Origin of the sequence: Bradyrhizobium sp. USDA 327 (assembly GCF_041262065.1) — a bacterium.
GTDB lineage: Bacteria > Pseudomonadota > Alphaproteobacteria > Rhizobiales > Xanthobacteraceae > Bradyrhizobium > Bradyrhizobium liaoningense.
The window spans coordinates 7,073,307-7,091,974 of record NZ_JBGCCW010000001.1 but is presented as its reverse complement, the minus strand read 5'-3'; the positions used below and the strand labels follow the sequence as shown (position 1 = coordinate 7,091,974).

Genomic DNA, 18,668 nt, shown 5'->3' with positions numbered 1-18,668 from the left:
TTAAGGAGGGCCGCCCTTGCGGCCTAATCGACGAACTCGGCGCCGAACTCGCAGCCGATGCGCCAGCGCAGGCGGCACTGGCGGGAATAGTCAGGCGCGAAGATGATGGTGAATTGCGGCGGCACTTCCAGGAATTCCGCCACCACTTTCACACCCCCGTCCGAAATATCCGTGATCGTGCAGTCCCGCGGCAGCGAGCCCGCGCCAAAATGAATCTTGGCGAGCCGGCTGCACACCCGACGTTCGCTTCTCCGGCGATTTGCAAGCATCTTGCTACTTCATTTGTTAGATCACGGCCCATCCCGCAGCCTCAGGAGTAATGGACATTCGTTGGAATGTGCTGAGGACAGAAGGGAGCATTCGAGACGTAGTCTCCGCGTCGCGTTTACACCCGGTTAGGGCTTGCGCGGGCGCCGGGAGATGTTCCCGTATTGTTCTTGCGCAGGCGGCCGCGCTCTGCTACCCCTAATTGCGCGAAAGGGGCAGGCTGGTTCGAGCATGGTTCAGCGGGTTTCTACCGTCGCCTTTGAGGGGATCGAGGCCCGCGCGGTCGACGTGCAGGTGCAGGTCGCCCCTGGCCTGCCGGCCTTCGCCATCGTCGGTCTTCCGGACAAGGCGGTGTCGGAGGCGCGCGAGCGGGTGCGCTCGGCGTTGATCGCCTCGGGGCTGGCGCTGCCGGCGCGGCGGATCATCGTCAATCTGGCACCGGCCGACCTGCCCAAGGAAGGCAGCCATTACGACCTGCCGATCGCGCTCGGGCTGATGGCGGCGATCGGCGCGATCCCGCCGGATGCGCTGACCGGCTTCACCGTTCTCGGCGAGCTCGGCCTCGACGGCTCGATCGCCCCGGTGGCCGGCGTTCTTCCCGCCGCGATCGGCGCCAATGCGCGCGAGGAAGGCTTGATCTGCCCGGCGGCCTGCGGCTCGGAAGCAGCCTGGGCGAGCCCGGACATCCAGATCATCGCCGCACACTCGCTGATCCAGATCGCCAACCATTTCAAGGGCACGCAGGTGCTGTCGCGACCCTCGCCGAAGGTGCACGAGGCCGCCGCCTCGACGCTCGACCTGCGCGACATCAAGGGCCAGGAAAGCGCCAAGCGCGCGCTGGAGATCGCAGCCGCCGGCGGGCATCACCTGTTGAGGATGGGATACAAAAGTCGAGTAAATTGATGTCGTTCAAGGTGAACCAGGATCGTTGAATACTTTCGAGGCCCCTTGGGGCAGTTCAGCGCTATCTGATTGAATCCACAGAAAATACTGCAGTTCGACCGCTCAAATTCCCGTGAGTGACGTCCAGATGGGCTCTCGGCGGCGAGAGAAGAACATTCTTAGCTGCCCACCCGCTGGTTGGCGTCCGCGTATTTCCAGAGAGCCCGGTCGAGCGTGCGCAGGTCAACGGCGGCATCGGAGGCGATGCCGCGGCAGGCTTCCAGATAACCTAGGTAAAAGGTCATTGAATAGTAACCACGCCGCTCGATGCCTAGTGACCAGAGTGCGCGGAAGTCAATCACGGTGAAGCGCCGCGGCGTCGCGGTCGTCATGACGGCGCTGGCCACCGGGACGTCGACGCTCGACAACCCGGTCAGGACCGCGATGGCGGCCCGTTCGGTGCGGGCAGCCATCGCCAAGTCCAACGCGTCGGCGATCTCGCCGCCGCCGTTGAGAGCCGGGCGGGGACCGCCCGCGGCCCCGACCTCAGCCCCCAGCCCAGTTCCTCCTTCGCAGGGGATCGCCCGAAAACAGTGGTCCCCGCCCGGATCCGTCACGGCAGCGCGATGCCGCGGGCGGCCAGGCGCGCCCGGGCCGACTGCACCGCGTCGTCGGGGAAAGCGGTCGCGTTGGCGGCGACCACGTATTCCACCGTGCACATGCCGAGGCCGGCCTCGACGAGCAGGTCGAACCCGGTGCCCAGCGTGCGGCCCAGGGCGCAGGCCGTCATAAAGGCGAGCTCGCCGTTGCGCTTGATCGAGGCCAGGCTGTGGTTCGACTTCAGCCGCTTGCCGGTCCGCTCGTAGCGGGCGCGGTCGGCGAGGCCTATGGCGCCCCAGCAGCCGGCGAGGACTGGGTCGTCGCGGTGGGCGCCGTGGCGCTTGAAGAGCTCGATCGCGGCCGCCCGGTAGGCATCCTGCGCGCCCGGCAGGCCAGAACGCGTGCGGGCGTTGTCCATCATGGTCTCAAGCTCGCGGACGGAAAGCTTGGTCAGATCGGTCATTTCGTTCTCCCTTGGAAAAGGTCGGTGGATCACGGCCGGCGGATGCCGGGCGTCAGGCCTGGACGTCCGGCTGGGCGCCAGTCCTCGCCTCCCAGAGCTTCTTGCGGTGGCTGACCGCGCTCGGGCTGCATTTGAAGTCCTTGGCGATCTCGCCCACCGGACGGTCCGAGGCGAACATGCCCTCCATCACCAGCGCGCCGACGTCGCTGATGCGGCCGTCGGGGCGCTTCCAGTCCTCCGGGTTGCTGCCGGCGGCGTCCTTGGGCGAGTGCTCGGCGACCATGGCGTCGATGCGGACGACGAGGGCGTCCTGGGCCTTTTTCGCCGCGTGGGCGTCGGCCTGGATGGCCTTGAGCTGGGCGAAGACGATGGGCTTCATGGAGGCAATTCCTTTCGTTCTCGGACATCGATCTCGCATATCTAAACGTTTTTAGATACGTGTACAACATTTATCTGAAAAATTTTAGATTTGTGAAGTTCCAATGCCCGCCGAAACGAAAAAGGCCCGCCGTCAGGCGGGCTTTCGTGTTCGGATCCTTCGGCCGATCAACAGCCGCGGCCGTAGCGACGCAGGGGCCGTAGCCGTAACGGTGGACGTGGCGGCGCGGGTAGACCACGACCGGCGGCGCGTAGACCGGCGGGCGGGTGCGCCAGCAGCGGCCCGAGGCGTTGCAGACGATGCGCGCCGGCTGGACCAGCGGATCGACGGCGGTGGGCGCTCTCTCGCGGCGGTCGCGGTCGCCGGCGGCGAGCCTCTGGCCGGGGCCGCGAGGGCGGCCATCTCACGCGGATCGGCGTAGGCCGCGGCCAGTTCGAGGATCATGCGGGTCGGAAAGCGCAGCGCGAATTGGTTCGCTTCCAGTGACCGGCGCCGACCGGAACGCCGATCAACGCCCCCACCGTCATCGATGATCATTTGCTCCAGGTCCGATGCCACCGGCGGTGCCGCGGCAAGGCCAGTTCTAGACCATCTTGCGCCTCTTCGTGACAGTACGGACAATGTACGGTCACGACCTGAATGAACGGCCCTAAAGCCGGTTTTGCTACCTCAGATTGCCTTGGGCTTCCTCGAAAAACCCCGATTTTATTGGGTTCTAATAGAAGCGTTAACCAGCGTCGCATTTCGCCGGAGGAAGACCCCAAGGGCTCATGGAGGTAAATGGGACGCGCCTTGGCGTCGCCGGCGCCGGTTGCCGGGGGCCAGCGGCCGTACGGGGATCGTACGGCGGCTGGCCCGCGGGGCCGAAAAAAAAGCCGCCGGCCTCGTCGGCCGGCGGCGTCGCGGAGGAGGGCACGGGGATGCCGCGGCCTAGCGCATCATGCGGTCCATGGAGCCGAGCGCGAGCTTCTGCACCGCGCGGTTGTCCGAGTGGTCGTAGACGCGGTGGAGCACGGCGATGGAGATGCCGCAGACCGCCGAGATCGCCGCGGCCGTCTCGCCCATCTCGATCATCATCGTGATCGCGGTGTGGCGCAGGATGTGGCCGGTCATGTTCTCGATGCCCAGCGCCGCCATCGCTTCGGAGAAGATATCCTGCTGGCGGCGCAGGCTCGACGGGCTGCCGTCGAGGTTGCGGAAGACCCAGGGCGAGTCGCCGTCGGTCTCGCGCCAGCGGGCGTACTCGGCCAGCGCCTCCGGGGGGATCGGCACCGACGGGCTCAGCTTGTTGGCCGCCGTGCTCGCCCCGAGCGGCACGCGGTGGAAGATGCCCTCGTCGAGGTCGAGGTGCCCCCCCTCCTCGTTGGGCTCCCAGCCGAGGCACTCATAGACCCCGGGACGGGAGCCGAAGGTCAGCCCGAGATGCATCTTGCGGTAGGTCACCTGGCGGCAGTTCGCCTCGTTCGCGGACAGGCCGCCTTCCCGGGGCGTCCACCGGCCGGTCTTCGGATTGAAGTCCTCGGTGCCGCCCGCCCAGCGCACCACGCGGTCGCGCTGGGCCTTGTGCAGGACAATCTTGCGGCCCGCCTCCCGCGGCGGCGCCTCGAACGGCAGGATCGGCGCCGAGGAGCAGGCGCGGCACCATCCCCGGATCGCGGTGCGGTAGAAGTAGATCGCGTTGGTGTAATACGTGCGCGAGTGGTTCTCGCACATGCCCTCCTCGACCTCGTCCAGCCACTCGTCGTTGAGGTGCCGCAACTGGCGGCCTTCGACGAAGGGCTTGAGCGCGTTCAGCGTGCTTTCGATCACGGAAGCGCCGCGCAGCTTCTTCTTGTGCACGATCTTGATGCGGTGCTCGATGATCGCGGTCGCCGAGGAGCGCCGGACGTCCACGGTACCGTCCCGGAGCGCCTCGCACTGCAGCTTCCAGGTATCGAGGAATTCCAGCGCCGCCGGCTCGGTGTCGAGGCCGGTGGATTCGAAGAATTCCCCGTCCTTGCACAAGGCGTAGTACCCGGACGGGCGCATCCGGATCGACCATTTGGGTTCCCGCTCGCCCTCGATCAGGGACGGCAGGACAGCGGCCCGCTCCAGCGCGGCTTCGCTCAGTTTCTTGTAGAAGAAGTTCATGGTACAAGAGCTCCCTGGACGCGTGCACGGCTTGCTTTCGAAGGGCTAGGTCCGCGCACGTTCCGTCAGCGGCTCCGTCGAGAAATCGACGGGGCCGTCGTCTTTTCCGAACGTCGTCCCCGACGGCGAATCCGCCGGGGTCGTCCGGATCTTTAGCGCCTGCGGTCCGTGTCGGGCGGAAGCGCGATCTCATCGATTCAATATTTTTTTCGGGGAGTCGAGCGCACCCGGGGCTCCGGCGACGGGGCTAGAACATGGGTCCGCTCCGACGCGCGGGCGCTTCCAATACTTGCGCGCGCGTCGGAAATACTTCGTCGGTCGCGGTGCCGGCGCTCAGGTCCCGGCCTTGTGGCGCGAGGCCTCCATCATCGCCTCCAGCGCCTCTCGGGTCACCAGAATCTTGCGGGTCACCTTCACAACTTCAAGGCGACCAGAACGGTACGCCGTCCTCAAAGTTGAGGCAGTGATCGGCGATCCCTCGGGCCACATGAGCGCGGCAGCTTCCTGGAGCGTCATAACCTCTGTCGGGGACCACATGTCGACCGAGGGGCGCTGGACCACGCGCTTAGGTATCGGTGCCATTCCGCTGTTCTCCTCCTCTTCGCCGGCGGGCCGCGTCGGGTGCCAGCGCAGCCGGCCGCCGGACCGCGCCGGCACGCTTCGATCGTTAAAACTTCGGAAAATTGGCAACTCAAGGATTCAAACTGCAAGGAATCGATTTCAAAAATTCGAATCCTTGAAATCGAGTCTTTGAAAATCGAATCCTTGAAAACGGGCCCAAGGATTCGATTTCCTTCAAGATTCGAATCCTTGAAAACAATCCCCAGCCTTTTTCGTTTTTTAGCGAACGGCCGGGCAGTGGGGCTTTCGCGCTGGCGCCTGCGGGTCCGGCCTGCTGCCGGCGGCGGGCGGCGCCGAAAGGCCTCAGGTCGCCAACACCACGGCCCGCGCCGCGAGCGGCGTCCAGCGGGGGGCGCTGTGGGCGCCGCAGACGACCTTCGCAGCGATGGACTGGGTCGCGAAGGCGACCGCGACCGTCAGGCGGCGACGGTCGGCGGCGCCGGGGATCTCCTCGAGGACATCCGCGCGGAAGAGCTCCTTGCGGCGCTTACGCGTGAGGTCGTCGACGCTGCCGTTGGTTTGCGCGCGCACTTCCGACCCCGCCGCGACGACGAAGCGGCCACCGGACGGGTATCCGCGCGACCAGAGCCCGCAATACCGCAATTCGTACTCCTCGCCGGTGGTCACGCCGATGGCCATCGGGCCGCTGTCCGCAGAATCACCGCCGTCCTCGGCCGCGACGCGCTCCTGAGACGCCGGCGGCGTCTCGGCCTGGTCGTCGGAAGCACCCGTCGTCGGCCGGAAGATGGTGCAGCCGGCGTCGAAGAGGAGACGCAGCGCGTCGGTCGCGATCCGGTTGTGCGTCGCGCGGTCGTCGTCCGACATGTCGGGCTCGCTGGGATTGAGTCCTTTCATCACGGCGACCTCTCGGGTCTTCACCGCGAGAGAAGTCAACTTGTACTGAAGGTCCAAGCCCAAGATCTTGTCGAAAGGGTCGCCATGGCCAGCGATCACGTAGACGTTCTGCGCGAAGGCCTTGTCGGGGTCGCCCGCGTGCTCCGACAGGCGGCGCCCCGGCCTCCGGCTCTCGCCGATATAGACCACTTTGCCGTCCGTCATGACGTAGCAGCCCGGCGTCGCCAGCAGGCCGGCGGCCGAGACCGCGGCGAGCCGCGACATCGGAAAGGCATGCACGGCGACACGGCTGGCCCTGTCCGTGACGCGGCGGTAACCCGTCAGTTCACCGAAGGGGCGATGGATGATCGTGGTGGTGGCGGTCGAAGGATTCGTCATCTGGCTCCGATCTGTCTTGGTTGCGGGTGGTGCGACGGGCCCAGCATCGCGCTCAGGGCTCGGAAAAGTTGGCTTTCTTGAGCGCGGCGCAGGCCTGTTCGAGTAGCGCCCAAATGCCGAGCCGGCGGTCGTGTCCGACGACACATCCGGCGCTCCGCGCCGACCCTCCGCGAACACCGGCGCCCTCGACCGCACCGACGGCATAATCTGCCCGGCCGGTCGTCTTGTCCGGACCGATGATCCGCACGACCGCGACAACGGCGTGCCGGTCCTCTCCATCTCCATGCACCTTGACCGTCAGGATCATCGGCGATCCTCCGACAACTCGCTCGAATTCTCGGGGATGTCCGACAAGATCGTCACCACCTCGGCGGCGTCGAGATGCCGCTTATCGACGAGGGCCTCGGCGACGGCGACGATGCGGTCGCGATGCCTGCCGACGAGGGCGACGGCGCGCGCGTAGAGTTGGCGCACGTGATCCTCGACGGCGCGGCCGAGCTCAGGGTCGGCGCGCACGGCCTCGAGCGCCGCATCCATATTCGCACGCACGAACAGTTTGCCCGCCAAGCCGCTGCAAGCGTGGACGTGAGAGAGCAGGAGCGCGACCCTGCCGAGATCCGATCGGTCCGTCCCCGACCACCCGGTGGACAGCGATCCGACGATCGAGGACTCGGCGGCACCTGCCGCAAGAAGGCAGACCGCGGTGCGTTCGATGGCCGCCAGGGTCGGCAGGTCGTCCCGATCGCCCTCGACCGCGGTGTGACCGCCGTGGCGCTCAATGGACACGTAGACCAAGCCGCCCTCACCGGTCGCGATGGTGGCGACGGCATGCGCCGCCTCGTGAACGGCGGTGCGCCATACGACCTGCGGCGAGCGATCGTCGTCGCCGTGTGCCGCTGCGGCAAAATCCGCCAACGCCATCGGTCGACCTGCGTGGCGGGCAGTACGCTTTGCCGCGCGCACGACGGCCATGCATTCCGCGGCCGTCGCCCCTTCGAGCGACCTCGCAACCGCCGAAATGTCCTCACCGGCGAGCGCGCAGCCCAGGTGGAAGCGCAGGACGTTCGCGATGCCGGCGATGTCGGGCGGCAACACCTCGACGGCACGCTCGAGCCGGTTCGGCCGCAGCAGGGCAGGCTCGACCATATCGAGATGATTTGTGCAACCCAGGATAAAGATTCCGACGGGGCGGCCGGCTCCGCCGTTCGGCTCGTTGGCGGCGATCCCGGCGTCCGTCAGCAACATGACCAGGTCGATAATAGGCAACCAAAAGGATTTCCCGCCGCCGCGGTCATCGAGGCGATCGCGGCGCGGAATAAACTCAATCTCTTCGAGTACGACGATGCAGCAGCTGCCGATGGCGGCGGCCTGAGACATCATGTTTTTGAATGCTTCAATGACCGTCCCAAGATGCGAATTCTTGTCGAACATCGAGGCGACCGAAAACCGCAGCAACGGCACGCCGGCTGCTGCGGCGATGCTGGCGCACAGTACGGATTTCCCAGTTCCTGGTTTCCCGAAAAATAGTCCTCCTTTCATAGAGTCGGCCCAAGACTGGCGGCCATCCTTGAAATCCCGGATATCCTGCGCCAGAGCGAGCCCGAACTCGCGCGCGGCGCCGAACTCGACGGCGGTCGCGAGATCCGGCGCGGTCGAGATGTCGTTGCCCGCGGACCGCCGCCGCGACGCGCGGCGCATTAGTTCGACGGCCTCCTCAGGGGACACGCCAGGGCGCATTGCCGCGACCACATCGTCGAGCTGAAGCGCGGTCAAGGCATCCGCCGGTACCGCGACGGCAGCGCCCGGGAAGCGCGAGCGCATCGCTGTCCCGACGCTGCCCGTGTCTAGGTCGCCCAGCTCGATCTCGATATCCGCCGCAGCCGTCAGCGTGCGGGGGAGCTGCCGTCCCGGGTCGGTCGCGACCCCGACCACCGAGCGTCCACGCGAGAGCGCCCTGGCAACCTGGTCGTTGCCCACGCTTGCGGTATGCCCGCGGTCCGAGCCGGAGCGCGCCATCACCAGCCAGCCACGTTTCAGACCGTGGAGATAACGCTCGACGGGCTCGACCCAGGTAGACTTGGGCACCGTTATGACGACGGCAGCCGGAGGCTCGTCGCGTAGGACGCGACGGCGATCCGCCGCCGTCGTCGCGCGGCGCAGCGAGGCGGCGACGATCAACGCGGTGATCCTGTTGTGGCCGATCGAACGAGCGGGCAACGATGTCGTTTCTTCCGCGACATCCATCTGGTCGTCCAGGCTCTCCAGGTCCTGCGTCGCATAGGCCTTCGCGAGCGCCGTGAAGCCGCGCCCTTCGGATGCGGGATCGCCCACGCCGCCGTTTTCGTAGTCCGACATGTGTTAGCTCCCGGCGCGGTGCGGCGATGCCGCCAGAGGTGCATTCAAGGATTCGATAACAGGCCGCCTGGTCACGGCGCTGGTGCGCGTTGCCCGACCAAACCGCCATGGCCCATGCACACGACAGTGACGCGCGCAAAAATGCTTCACCGCGCGACGCGGAGTCGCGCGGTGAAGCCGAGTTGCCGACAATGGGAGTAGCTAGGCGCTGTACGCGCGCAGGCTGTGGGCGGAGCCGGAGTAGCCCGAACGCACGATCATGTCGCCGGCGAGCCCGAAGCGGAGATCGAGCTCGATCGCACCTTCGCAGGCGAGCGCGTAGACCAGCGCCCGCGCTTCGCCGCGCGTGCCGACCGATCCGACGAGCTGCGTCAGCCCGACCGGCCCGCCGCTTTCCAAGGTTTCGAGGATTTCCGCGCGATCATCCGGGTGCATGCGGACGGTGCGATGGCTCCAGACTTCGCGCGCCGCCGAGCAGCGCGGCTCCGCGCGCACGTCGGCGGCGCGGAGTTCGATGATCCCGTGACACTTGCGGGCGAAGGCGAGCTGCATCAAGGCTTCGGCCGACGGGTCGTTTGCCGGTCGGGCCTCGACGAGGTCGACGGCGTAGCGACCGTCGAAGCGCTCCACCACGATGCCATCGGCGGACACGATGCGCTCGTCGATAATCACGCTGTTCTGGTACTCGATGCGACGGACGTCGCCGTCCAGCGTCGCCTGGATCAGAAAATCGCGGGTGAGATTGTTGTGAATCGGGATCGCACGGCTGGCCTTGAAACCGATGAACAGGTTCTTCTGCATCTATCCTCGCTGATATCGTCGAATGAAACGGCGAACAGCGGTCGCCACGCGCGGAATCGCGCGGAGCCGACCGGGGGGCAGCAAATTCTCCCATGTCTTGATGAACGTTTTAGTGTCTTGGCTTAAATCACACCTTCATTAGAAAGTCAACAACAGATATCTATTAGATACCTATCAGATATCTAATTCGATATCCGCATTGCATGAAGTCAACAACTTTATGGTTACCGCCCCTTAGCACTGCGCGACCATCCTGTTAGAATCGAGGTCGGGTCCAAGAAGGATGCGACTGAAATGGCGAAGGCCAAGAAGAGCGGGAAGCCCCCGACGCCCTCGACGAGGGCCGACGAGCGGAAGGCGATGCTAATTTATATGAAGCCCGCGATTATTGACGCCGTGAAAGAAGCGGCCCAAGCTGGCGACGAGAAGGCTTGGCAGTTTGTGGAGCGCGCGGTGAAAAAGGCCTTGAAATGGAAAGGCCCGTGAGCGGACCCCGTAACGGCAGCAGATTGGGTTGACGCCACCGTCGTCAAGACGCCTGAATCCCGCGGACCTCGTCACTCCGCGGTTCCTCTAGGAAGCTCCGCTTTCCCTAGCCAGCCGGATGGACGCGTATACGGTCTGGAATATAGCAGAGGACTCACATCACCGGTTGCGCTACATAAAAGGTTCAATCGCGATTTGATCGCAGCCAAAGTACTACATTGCCCTTCAAGCCCTTTTCATCACGGACCCCATGCCTCCGCACGGCAGCAGTAAAGAGTTCGAGGATCTCGAAGCCAAGGTTTTCGAGTACGACGAGGCCATTTCTCGAAATCCAAACGATGCAAAGGCTTATCGGCAGCGAGGCCTTATGAAAGCTCGTCTGCGCCAATATGACGAGGCGCTGCAGGATTTTGAGCGGACTCTGCGGCTGGCTCCGAACGATGCTCATGCTTATGGCCTCAGAGCGCTGGTCTGGGAAAAGAAAGGCGACCGTGATCGCGCGCTTCGCGACTTCGACGAGGCGATCCGACTCGCTCCGCGCGATGCGATCCTATTCCGATCCCATCGCGACCGCGTGCTGTCGGAAGGGCGCGCCGGGCCGATCGCGGGCGGCGACTTCAATCTCCTCAAGAATCCCTTCGTCCTCCTCGGACTCTCGCCCGACGCCAAGCCCGCCGCGGTCAAGGAAGCGTACGAAGACGCGGTCGAGGACGGGGCGGACGAGCCGGATGTCCTGCTGCGCGCGCAGCAGACGCTCCTGACCCCGAGACTCCGGATCGAAGCCGAAGTCGGCGGCTTCCTCGACGTCGATCCGAGCTTGGCGACCCAGATCGTATCCGACATCCGTATGGGAAGGCCGATCGGCGAGATCGAGGAGCGTCTGACGCGCCTTCACTCCCTTCCGAGATCGAACGTCCTCGCCCATTACGGCTCGGCGGGGCCGCTCGGGCTCGATCACCTCTGCGACCTGATCGAGGCGCAGGCCGCCGTCGCGCCGGGCGCCGTTTGCGACGCCATCAACGACGTGCGGCAGGAGATCGCCTTGGGTCGCGTAGACCGCGAGGCGGTCAGCGAGGCCCTTTCCAAGCTGCTGGACCGACAGACCAAGGCGGTCATCGAGGCCCTCGGCTTCGGCGATCAGGCGCTGGCACTATTCGATCTGTTCGTCTCGAGGATCGTCGCTGGCGGGGACGGCGCCGCGGTCTTCAGGCTCGACGTGTACGTGTCGATGTTCCGTCAAACCGTGGCTTCCGAACTCTCCAAGCGCCGGGAAGCCGTGGTTAGCGCCTGCGACGAGATCCGCAAGAATCCGAAGCCGGACGCAGCGTATCGAAAACTCGATAAGGCGCTGCGCTTCTGGATGGCGCTGGTTCGGCCAGTCCAGACCTACGAAACTCACCGCCAGCGCGAGGATCCCGGCGCGCGAGAGATGTATGGGACCGTTCGGCAACTCGCTCTCGATCTGTCCAACGATCAACGCGAATTCGAAGGCGCGGAGAAGGTCGTTTCCATCGCGTCCGATGTCTTCGGCCACCTGCCGCGCGCCGCCGACCAGATGGCCGAAGACACGAAGCAGCTGGCCGAGCTTCGCAACGACAAGCTGGCCGACGAGTTGCTCACGCCGCTGCTGCAGGCCTGCGAGCAGGCCAACAACTCGCACCGCACGATCGAAGGCGAGTTGCTCAAGGCCGGATTCGGGCCCGGGTCCGTCGGAAGCGTGAGGTCCATCTTCGACAAGTTCGCAGCGGCAGTCGATGCGACCGCCAAATTTCCCTTCTCGGATGCACCTTGGCGCCTGGTCCGCTCGGTCGCCATTTCCCTGAACAACGATTCGTCCTCGCCGCAAGCCGCGGACAGGATCATCCAGGGACTTCTCGACCATGCGGCTCACAAGCCACCGTCGCCGGATATGCTCGCGATGCTCCGCGAGGACCAGCGCGCGGCCCGCAAGATCCTCGTCGAGAACGACCTGACGAAGAATCTTCAGGCCCAAAAGTGGAAGGAGACCGAGCAACTCGCGGAGAGACTCCTGACGCTGGAGACCGACGAAGAGAACTTGAGCGCCGTGCGGACCATTCGGGACGCGGCGGCCGCCAAGCGCAAGGCGAACACCCGAGTGATGTGGTTTTGGGGCGTCGTAATCGTGGGCGGCGGGCTCTGGGCCATTCTGGCCAATGGAGGAAGCAGTTCGGGACCGCAGACGACGCAGTACCGACCGCCGCCATCCTATTCCAACACTCAAACATGGCCGCAAACGCCGGCTCCATCTCAGACGACAGCGCCGCCCGCGCAAAGGACCGAGACATTCGACACCGGCGAGACGATGCCGGCGGTCGGCACCGGTCTGGCGCTGACCCGGGCGAACATCCGCTACTGCGCATTCCAGCGAGTTCGGATCGAGGCCGCCCGCCCTCTGATTCAAGCCGGCGTGCAGGGCCAGCGCTTCAGCGCGGCCGTGGACGACTACAATTCGCGCTGCAGCGACTATCGCTATCGGCAGAGCGACAAGGATGCCGTCGATGCCGAGCTGATCGGCAAGCGGTACTCGCTGGAGTCCGAGGGGCGCGCTCTCGCGGCGTCGTGGCGACCATCCGGTTCGCCGACGACGCGGCGATGAGCGAGCGGGAACAATGCGCGCGAACGAGGGACGATCATGACGGACGGCGAAGATACGATGGCTCGGCTCGCGGTCGAGTATTGGAAGCTGCTGCGCGTGCTGGAACGGGCTCTGGACAGCGTTCCCGAGGACCGGCGTGAGAGATACGCCTCGCAGGGGCGCTACGCCGCCGACCGGCTCGACGAACTTCTCCGAGATCGCAAGATGTCGGTTCAGTCATTCGACGGGATGGACTTCGAGGTCAACCTGCCGGTATCTGCCGTCAACGGGGACGAATTTCAGGGACGCGCCGACGTCGTGGTTGCCCGTACCATCGAGCCCGCCGTCATCGCGGACATGCGTCCCGTTCTGATGGGCAAGGTCTATCTGACGAGCAAGGAGTGAGCATGTACCTCGGCATCGATTTGGGAACGTCCAATTCGGCCATCGTCGGCAACGACGGTCGGGAATTGCGCCTCTACAAGACGGTGGACGGATCGGACGTGCTGCCGAGCGCGATCATGATCGACCGCCGCGGCGGCATGTTCGTCGGAAAACGAGCCTACGAGCAGGACGCCTTCTCGCCCGAGAACGTCGGCAAGAAGTTCAAACGCCTCATGGGCACCTCGAGCCCGATCGAATTCAGGAGCGCCGACCGGACGATGAGCGCCGAGGAGGCGAGCGCCGAAGTGCTCAAGACGCTTCTGGCGCAGGCCAAGCTCGCGGCAGGTCAGTTCGATCTGGAGGGCACGGTCATCACGATCCCTGCGGCCTTCAATCAGATGCAGTGCGAAGCCACCATGCGTGCGGCGCAGGCCGCCGGCATCCGCCGCGTCGGCCTGGTCCAGGAACCGATCGCAGCCGCGATGGCGTCGATCGCCGATCGTCAAAGGCGCAACTCGGCGCTGAAGGACGGTCAATTCCTCGTCTACGATCTGGGAGGCGGCACGTTCGACGTCGCCATCGTGCAGAGCGTCGGCGGTACGATCAACGTCGTGGGCCACGGCGGCATCAACATGCTGGGCGGCACCGATTTCGACCGCTGCGTCGTGAACGAAATCGTCCGGTCCTGGCTCATGGACCAGTTCGATCTTCCCGACGACCTGCAGAGGGATCCGACCTATCAGCGCGTACTGAGGATCGCGGCATTCTATGCGGAGAGGGCCAAGATCGAATTGTCCGCGCAGCTCTCAACGCGCATTTCTGCCGACGAGAGCCAACTCGCGTCCCGCGACCTGTCCGGCAAGGAAATCTATCTCGACATTCCGTTCGACCGACGGCAACTGGAGGATCTGGTCTCCGATCAGGTCGACCGATCGATCGACGCGTGCCGGAAGCTGCTCAAGGAGAACGGCTACCAGAGCGGCGACATCGATCGGGTCGTGTTCATCGGCGGTCCGACCCGCATGCCGATCGTACGTTCGCGCGTGCCGGAACAGCTAGGCATCGCCGGAGACCTCGATTCCGATCCCATGACCGCCGTCGCGTTCGGGGCGGCGATCTTCGCCGAGAGCCGCGATTGGTCCGGCGAAGCGGTGACCGCCAAACCGACCCGGGCGACGGCCAAGGCGGGCGGGTCGGTCAAGATCGAATACGGCTATCCGGAGCGCACCTCGGATGCGCGGATACGGATACGGGTCAGGGCGCAGGCGGAAGTGCAAGGCCAAGGCTATCGTCTCCAGATCGACAGCGACATGGGCTGGACGAGCGGGCAGCTGTCTCTCGACGGCACAACCTCCGTCAACGACGTGCCCGTTTCGCGCCGGGGCGACAACCAGTTCCGGGTGATGGTGTTCGACCGATCCGGAAATCCCGTTCAGGAGGCCGAAACCAGGCTCGTGGTGAAGCGGACGGACGCGTCGTCTTCGGGCACGCCGATCACGCATACCATCGCCGTCAAGGTGGTAGTCGACGAAGGCGGTCTCCCCAAGAATACGCTCCACGAACTTGTGGCCAAGGGACAATCGATTCCGGCGAGCGGCACGGAAACGTACCGGGCCGCGAACGATCTCAAGGGCGGAGAAAAAGGAGGGCTCGATTTCGAGGTCTACCAAATGGAGGCTGGCGTGACGGATCCTGCCCTCAATCTTCACGTCGGAAGCTTCCGCGTCGAGGGATCCCAACTGGAGATCGGCGATATCATCCGGCGCGGCGACGTCGTCCACGTACACTGGAATCTCGACGAGAACGGCCTCCTGAACTGCGCGCTCGAAGTGCCCTCCATCGGTCGCCGCTTCGACACCGGCAAGATGTTCACCGACCACGGGGCCAGAAGGAGCTTCGAAGGGCAGGAAGGCGAGGAACTCGCCAACTCCGTCCTCGACACGACCGCGACCGAGCTCGAAGAACTCGAGCGCGCCCTCGGTGCGAAGCGCAGCGCCGAGACGGAGGAATTGAACCGGCGGCTGGATGAACAACGCGAGAACCTGAGGACGTCATTCGAAGCGGATACGCGCCGATCGATAGCCGAGGAGGGACGCGCCATCAGACAGGACATCTCCCGCATCAAGAACCGTCCTGAAAACGTGGGAGCCGTTCTGACGGAAGAGACGGATCGATTGGTCCAAGACTACGATTCCATCGTCCGGCCCCACGCGCCCAAATCTACGAACGATCGGTTCGACTCGCTGCTCGCGCAGCTTCGGGAAGCGCTCCGCCATGGTCGGCCCGACGACGCGCGAAAGTCACACTCCGAGATGTTCGCGATCTTCATCAATGGCGCCAAGGAGCATCCTGGCTTTCAGGTCGACTTGTTCCTCGCCTTCTCCCGCGAACGCCACCTGGCCATCGACAAGGCGCTGCACGACAGGCTGGTCGCCGACGGACAGGCCTGCATCGACCGAAACGATCTGGACGGACTGCGGCGAACCATCGGACGAATCCTTGAGAACCAGATACCGACCACCGCCAAAAACGCGGCCAGCGCAGCTCTGGCCGGCCTCATGAAGTAGCATGTCCGGCTTTCCTTGGTTTCCGATCGGTCACAAGATCGTATCCGGCACGGTCGGCAGGCTGCGTGCGGAAGGGCCGGGCTATCAGGTGCTGCAGGAGCAGGCGGGCGACGCGCTCATCCTCGTTCTCGCCGGCGGAGAGCCGGCCGCGGATGACGCTGCGCGGATCGACGGTGCTTCCCGGTTCGCCGAGTTCGAGTTCGGCGGCCGCCGCTTTCTGACCATGCCGGTGGCGAAGTCCTCCGAGCCCGTTCCGTTGCTGCACTGGCCGAAGCGCTTCGGGCTGCCCACGACCAGCGACGTCAGAGCCCTAGGTGAGGCGATCGCCGGCATGCGCCGGCGCGCTCCGCGGGCCGAATTGGCGAGTGCGCTGTTTCTGCCCGCACTGGATGCGTGCCTGGCCGTGAAGGACCCCGACGCCGCGGAAGACATGAGGCAGATCGCGGCGCAAATACTGACGGCGTCCCAGTCGGCCACGCTGGATATTAGCTCGGTGCGCGGCGCCAATCCTTGGGTCTCCTCCGACGACATTGCCTTCTTCCTATCCGCTCTGGGCGTCTCCGAGTTCGCGGACCCGGTCGCGCCCGAAGCCTTCGCTTTGCCCGGTCGCCCGGCTCTCGAAGCCTTCTTTCGCGAGTACGTCATCGAGCCGAGCGCCGATCCCGACAGATACCAGGCGCTGAGGGTGCAGTTGCCGAACGGTATTCTGCTCTACGGACCGCCCGGATCGGGCAAGACCCACGCGGTGGATACACTAGTCGCCGCGCTGCGGCGGCCGACGTTTCGGCTGGATCTCGGAGAGATTGGAAGCCCCTTCATCCATCAGACGACTGTTGCGATGCGGCAGGCCTTCGACCAGGCCAAGCGCAGCGCCCCGTCGCTGCTCGTCTTGGAAGAGATCGATGCCGTAGCGTCGGCGCGAGGACCAATGTCGCAAGATCACAAGGTCGAGGAACTGACCGAGATCCTCAGGATGATCGAATCCGCTGCGAAGAACCGCATCTTGGTCTTGGCGACGACCAACCGGAAGGAGGCTCTCGACCCCGCCGTACTGCGAACAGGCCGCTTCGACCACTCGGTGTTCGTGGACTACCCCACGAGCGAGGAAGTCGAGCTCGCACTGCAGGGCATGCTGAAGGAACGGCCGCACGATCCGCTGGATCTGTCGGATACGAGCCGCGCGTTGGCCGGACGTCCGATGAGCGACGCCGCCTGGGTCGTGAACGAAGCCGCACGGCTTACGGCACGCGCCAAGCAGGACAGGATCAGCGAGGCCTCCCTCCACGGAGCCTTGAGACGCCTGCAGTTGGGCGATCGACTTGGGACCGGATAAGCCGGGCCAGTCGCCGCCGCGGCGCGGACCGGCCAACTCGCGGAAGTTGGTGTCGCCAATTTCTGAAAGCTGGGGTATTGGTCCCGCCGGGCAGTTCGGTGGCGTGCACGACGTCACGCCGCCGCCGCCGAACGCCCCGGAGGATGCATGCCCTGGAAATACCCGGACATCGTGGTGGTCGTGCCCGGCCTGATCGGCTCCGTCCTGTCGAAGGACGGCAAGCCGCTGTGGGGCACGTCTCCCGGCGCGCTATATCGCATCCTCCGCGGAGAGGCGATGCGGCAGCTGGCGCTGACGGGGACCGATGACGAGACCGACGACATCGGAGACGGCATCGTCGCGACCGCCCTCGTCGACAACGTCGAGATCCTCCCCGGCCTCTGGAAGCAGGGCGGATATTCTCGACTCCAGTCGGGCCTCGTCGATGGCGTCGGTCTGATTCCCGGCGAGAACTACTTCGTGTTCCCGTACGACTGGCGACGCAGCAACCGCGTGTCGGCGCGCAGGCTCGCGGCGTTCGTGCCTGCTCGGCTGAAGGCCTGGCGCGAGAAGAGCGGGAACGCGGAGGCCAAGGTCGTTTTCGTCGTCCACTCCATGGGTGGCCTCGTCGCCCGTCACTACGTCGAATGCCTGGAAGGCTGGAAGATCGCCCGGACCATCCTGAGCTTCGGCACGCCCTACAAGGGATCCGGCAACGCGCTCGGTTTCCTGTGCAACGGCTTCACCTGGAAGATCGGCCCGGTGGAGGCGTTCGACGGCACGGATGCGCTGCGATCGTTCGATTCTGTGTACCAGTTGCTGCCGACGTACAGGTTCGTCAAGGAGCCGGGCCAGGATCTTAAGCGGGTCTTCGAGCTCGATCTGCCCAACCTCGACCGGACACGCGCCACGGCCGCGCATGCGTTCCACGACGAGATCCGCGTGGCGCAGGAGGCCAACAGCCGATCCGACGAATACGGCCGCACCGGCCCGCGGGTCCGCCCCGTGATCGGAACCGAGCAGCCGACGGTGCAATCCGCGGCTTGGGACGGTAGAACGCTCACGATGCTGATGCGACACGACGACATGGACCAATCCGGCGACGGCACGGTGCCGCGGGTCTCGGCGCTCCCTCTGGAATTGGACTTCCCGGTCGCTACATACGTGCCGAACACGCACTCCGCCCTGCAGAGCGACGAGGCATCGTTCGGACACATGCGAGGCGTGCTCACCGAGAGCGGCGTGGATCCCAGGACGTTCCGGGCGGGAGAAGCCGAGACCTTTTCGCTGTACGTCGAAGATGCCTACCGAGCGGGTCGCCCGGTCCGCATCGAGGCGACGGCGAGCGACCATCTCCAGGCGATCGAAGCTCAAGTGGATCGGGTGGACGAATCTGTCCCGTCGACGTGGATCACGCTACGGCCGTCGGCCGACGGCCGTTATCGCTGCGAGGTGCCTCTCGATTCCGGCGTCTACCGCGTGAAGCTTTCGGCCGAGCGATTCCATACGGTCGAAGACGTGTTCCTGGTATCAGACGATTGATTGAAGGCATTTCGGAATGGCGCGATTCGATTGGCGATTCACGATGAGGA

At 65.1% G+C, this 18,668-nt stretch carries 16 protein-coding genes and 1 pseudogene; 7 read left to right on the top strand and 10 right to left on the bottom strand.

Annotated elements, in window-relative coordinates; translation table 11 throughout:
• Nucleotides 1-23: 23 nt before the first annotated feature.
• A complete protein-coding gene (locus ABIA42_RS33510; protein ID WP_018644993.1) occupies nucleotides 24-269 on the bottom strand; it encodes a PilZ domain-containing protein in 246 nt (81 codons plus the stop codon).
• Between the two features lie 229 nt (nucleotides 270-498).
• Between ABIA42_RS33510 and ABIA42_RS33505 the strand changes: the two are divergent.
• A pseudogene (locus ABIA42_RS33505) lies at nucleotides 499-1,149 on the top strand (magnesium chelatase domain-containing protein); the annotation flags it as partial.
• 179 nt (nucleotides 1,150-1,328) lie between these two features.
• Here ABIA42_RS33505 and ABIA42_RS33500 read toward each other — a convergent pair.
• The 9 genes from ABIA42_RS33500 to ABIA42_RS33460 form a co-directional block, all read right to left on the bottom strand.
• Nucleotides 1,329-1,622: a hypothetical protein gene (locus ABIA42_RS33500; protein WP_370117113.1), complete on the bottom strand. Its 294-nt coding sequence runs from the start codon at nucleotides 1,620-1,622 to the stop codon at nucleotides 1,329-1,331.
• A gap of 140 nt (nucleotides 1,623-1,762) precedes the next feature.
• Complete coding sequence (locus ABIA42_RS33495; protein WP_370117116.1) at nucleotides 1,763-2,212, bottom strand: hypothetical protein; 450 nt, start codon at nucleotides 2,210-2,212, stop codon at nucleotides 1,763-1,765.
• Between the two features lie 52 nt (nucleotides 2,213-2,264).
• Nucleotides 2,265-2,591 carry a hypothetical protein gene (locus ABIA42_RS33490; RefSeq protein WP_259223142.1) on the bottom strand — a complete coding sequence of 109 codons (327 nt, stop codon included), beginning with the start codon at nucleotides 2,589-2,591 and terminating at the stop codon, nucleotides 2,265-2,267.
• A 930-nt stretch (nucleotides 2,592-3,521) separates the two neighbouring features.
• Nucleotides 3,522-4,721 carry a tyrosine-type recombinase/integrase gene (locus ABIA42_RS33485; protein ID WP_370117120.1) on the bottom strand — a complete coding sequence of 400 codons (1,200 nt, stop codon included), beginning with the start codon at nucleotides 4,719-4,721 and terminating at the stop codon, nucleotides 3,522-3,524.
• Nucleotides 4,722-5,054: 333 nt separating this feature from the next.
• Nucleotides 5,055-5,303 (bottom strand): helix-turn-helix domain-containing protein, encoded by a 249-nt coding sequence (locus ABIA42_RS33480; RefSeq protein ID WP_370117123.1) that lies wholly within the window; start codon nucleotides 5,301-5,303, stop codon nucleotides 5,055-5,057.
• A gap of 342 nt (nucleotides 5,304-5,645) precedes the next feature.
• Nucleotides 5,646-6,575, bottom strand: coding sequence for a hypothetical protein (locus ABIA42_RS33475; protein WP_370117126.1), 930 nt, complete (start codon nucleotides 6,573-6,575; stop codon nucleotides 5,646-5,648).
• Nucleotides 6,576-6,627: 52 nt separating this feature from the next.
• Nucleotides 6,628-6,882, bottom strand: coding sequence for a hypothetical protein (locus tag ABIA42_RS33470; RefSeq protein ID WP_370117128.1), 255 nt, complete (start codon nucleotides 6,880-6,882; stop codon nucleotides 6,628-6,630).
• Nucleotides 6,879-8,930, bottom strand: a complete 2,052-nt coding sequence (locus ABIA42_RS33465; RefSeq protein WP_370117131.1) for an AAA family ATPase — start codon at nucleotides 8,928-8,930, stop codon at nucleotides 6,879-6,881. The genes ABIA42_RS33470 and ABIA42_RS33465 overlap by 4 nt, the downstream gene beginning before the upstream one ends.
• Nucleotides 8,931-9,131: 201 nt before the next feature.
• Nucleotides 9,132-9,731 carry a hypothetical protein gene (locus tag ABIA42_RS33460; RefSeq protein ID WP_370117134.1) on the bottom strand — a complete coding sequence of 200 codons (600 nt, stop codon included), beginning with the start codon at nucleotides 9,729-9,731 and terminating at the stop codon, nucleotides 9,132-9,134.
• Between the two features lie 294 nt (nucleotides 9,732-10,025).
• Here ABIA42_RS33460 and ABIA42_RS33455 point away from each other — a divergent pair, with 294 nt between their 5' ends.
• From ABIA42_RS33455 to ABIA42_RS33430, 6 genes are all read left to right on the top strand, one after another.
• Nucleotides 10,026-10,217 (top strand): hypothetical protein, encoded by a 192-nt coding sequence (locus ABIA42_RS33455; protein WP_370117137.1) that lies wholly within the window; start codon nucleotides 10,026-10,028, stop codon nucleotides 10,215-10,217.
• A gap of 250 nt (nucleotides 10,218-10,467) precedes the next feature.
• The gene (locus tag ABIA42_RS33450) at nucleotides 10,468-12,834 is read left to right on the top strand and encodes a tetratricopeptide repeat protein (RefSeq protein ID WP_370117140.1); all 2,367 of its coding nucleotides are present in this window, start codon (nucleotides 10,468-10,470) and stop codon (nucleotides 12,832-12,834) included.
• A 36-nt stretch (nucleotides 12,835-12,870) separates the two neighbouring features.
• Nucleotides 12,871-13,218 carry a hypothetical protein gene (locus ABIA42_RS33445; protein WP_370117143.1) on the top strand — a complete coding sequence of 116 codons (348 nt, stop codon included), beginning with the start codon at nucleotides 12,871-12,873 and terminating at the stop codon, nucleotides 13,216-13,218.
• 2 nt (nucleotides 13,219-13,220) lie between these two features.
• Complete coding sequence (locus tag ABIA42_RS33440; RefSeq protein ID WP_370143820.1) at nucleotides 13,221-15,764, top strand: Hsp70 family protein; 2,544 nt, start codon at nucleotides 13,221-13,223, stop codon at nucleotides 15,762-15,764.
• Between the two features lie 88 nt (nucleotides 15,765-15,852).
• Nucleotides 15,853-17,097, top strand: coding sequence for an ATP-binding protein (locus ABIA42_RS33435; RefSeq protein WP_370117146.1), 1,245 nt, complete (start codon nucleotides 15,853-15,855; stop codon nucleotides 17,095-17,097).
• Nucleotides 17,098-17,244: 147 nt separating this feature from the next.
• A complete protein-coding gene (locus tag ABIA42_RS33430; protein ID WP_370117148.1) occupies nucleotides 17,245-18,618 on the top strand; it encodes an esterase/lipase family protein in 1,374 nt (457 codons plus the stop codon).
• Nucleotides 18,619-18,668: the final 50 nt, after the last annotated feature.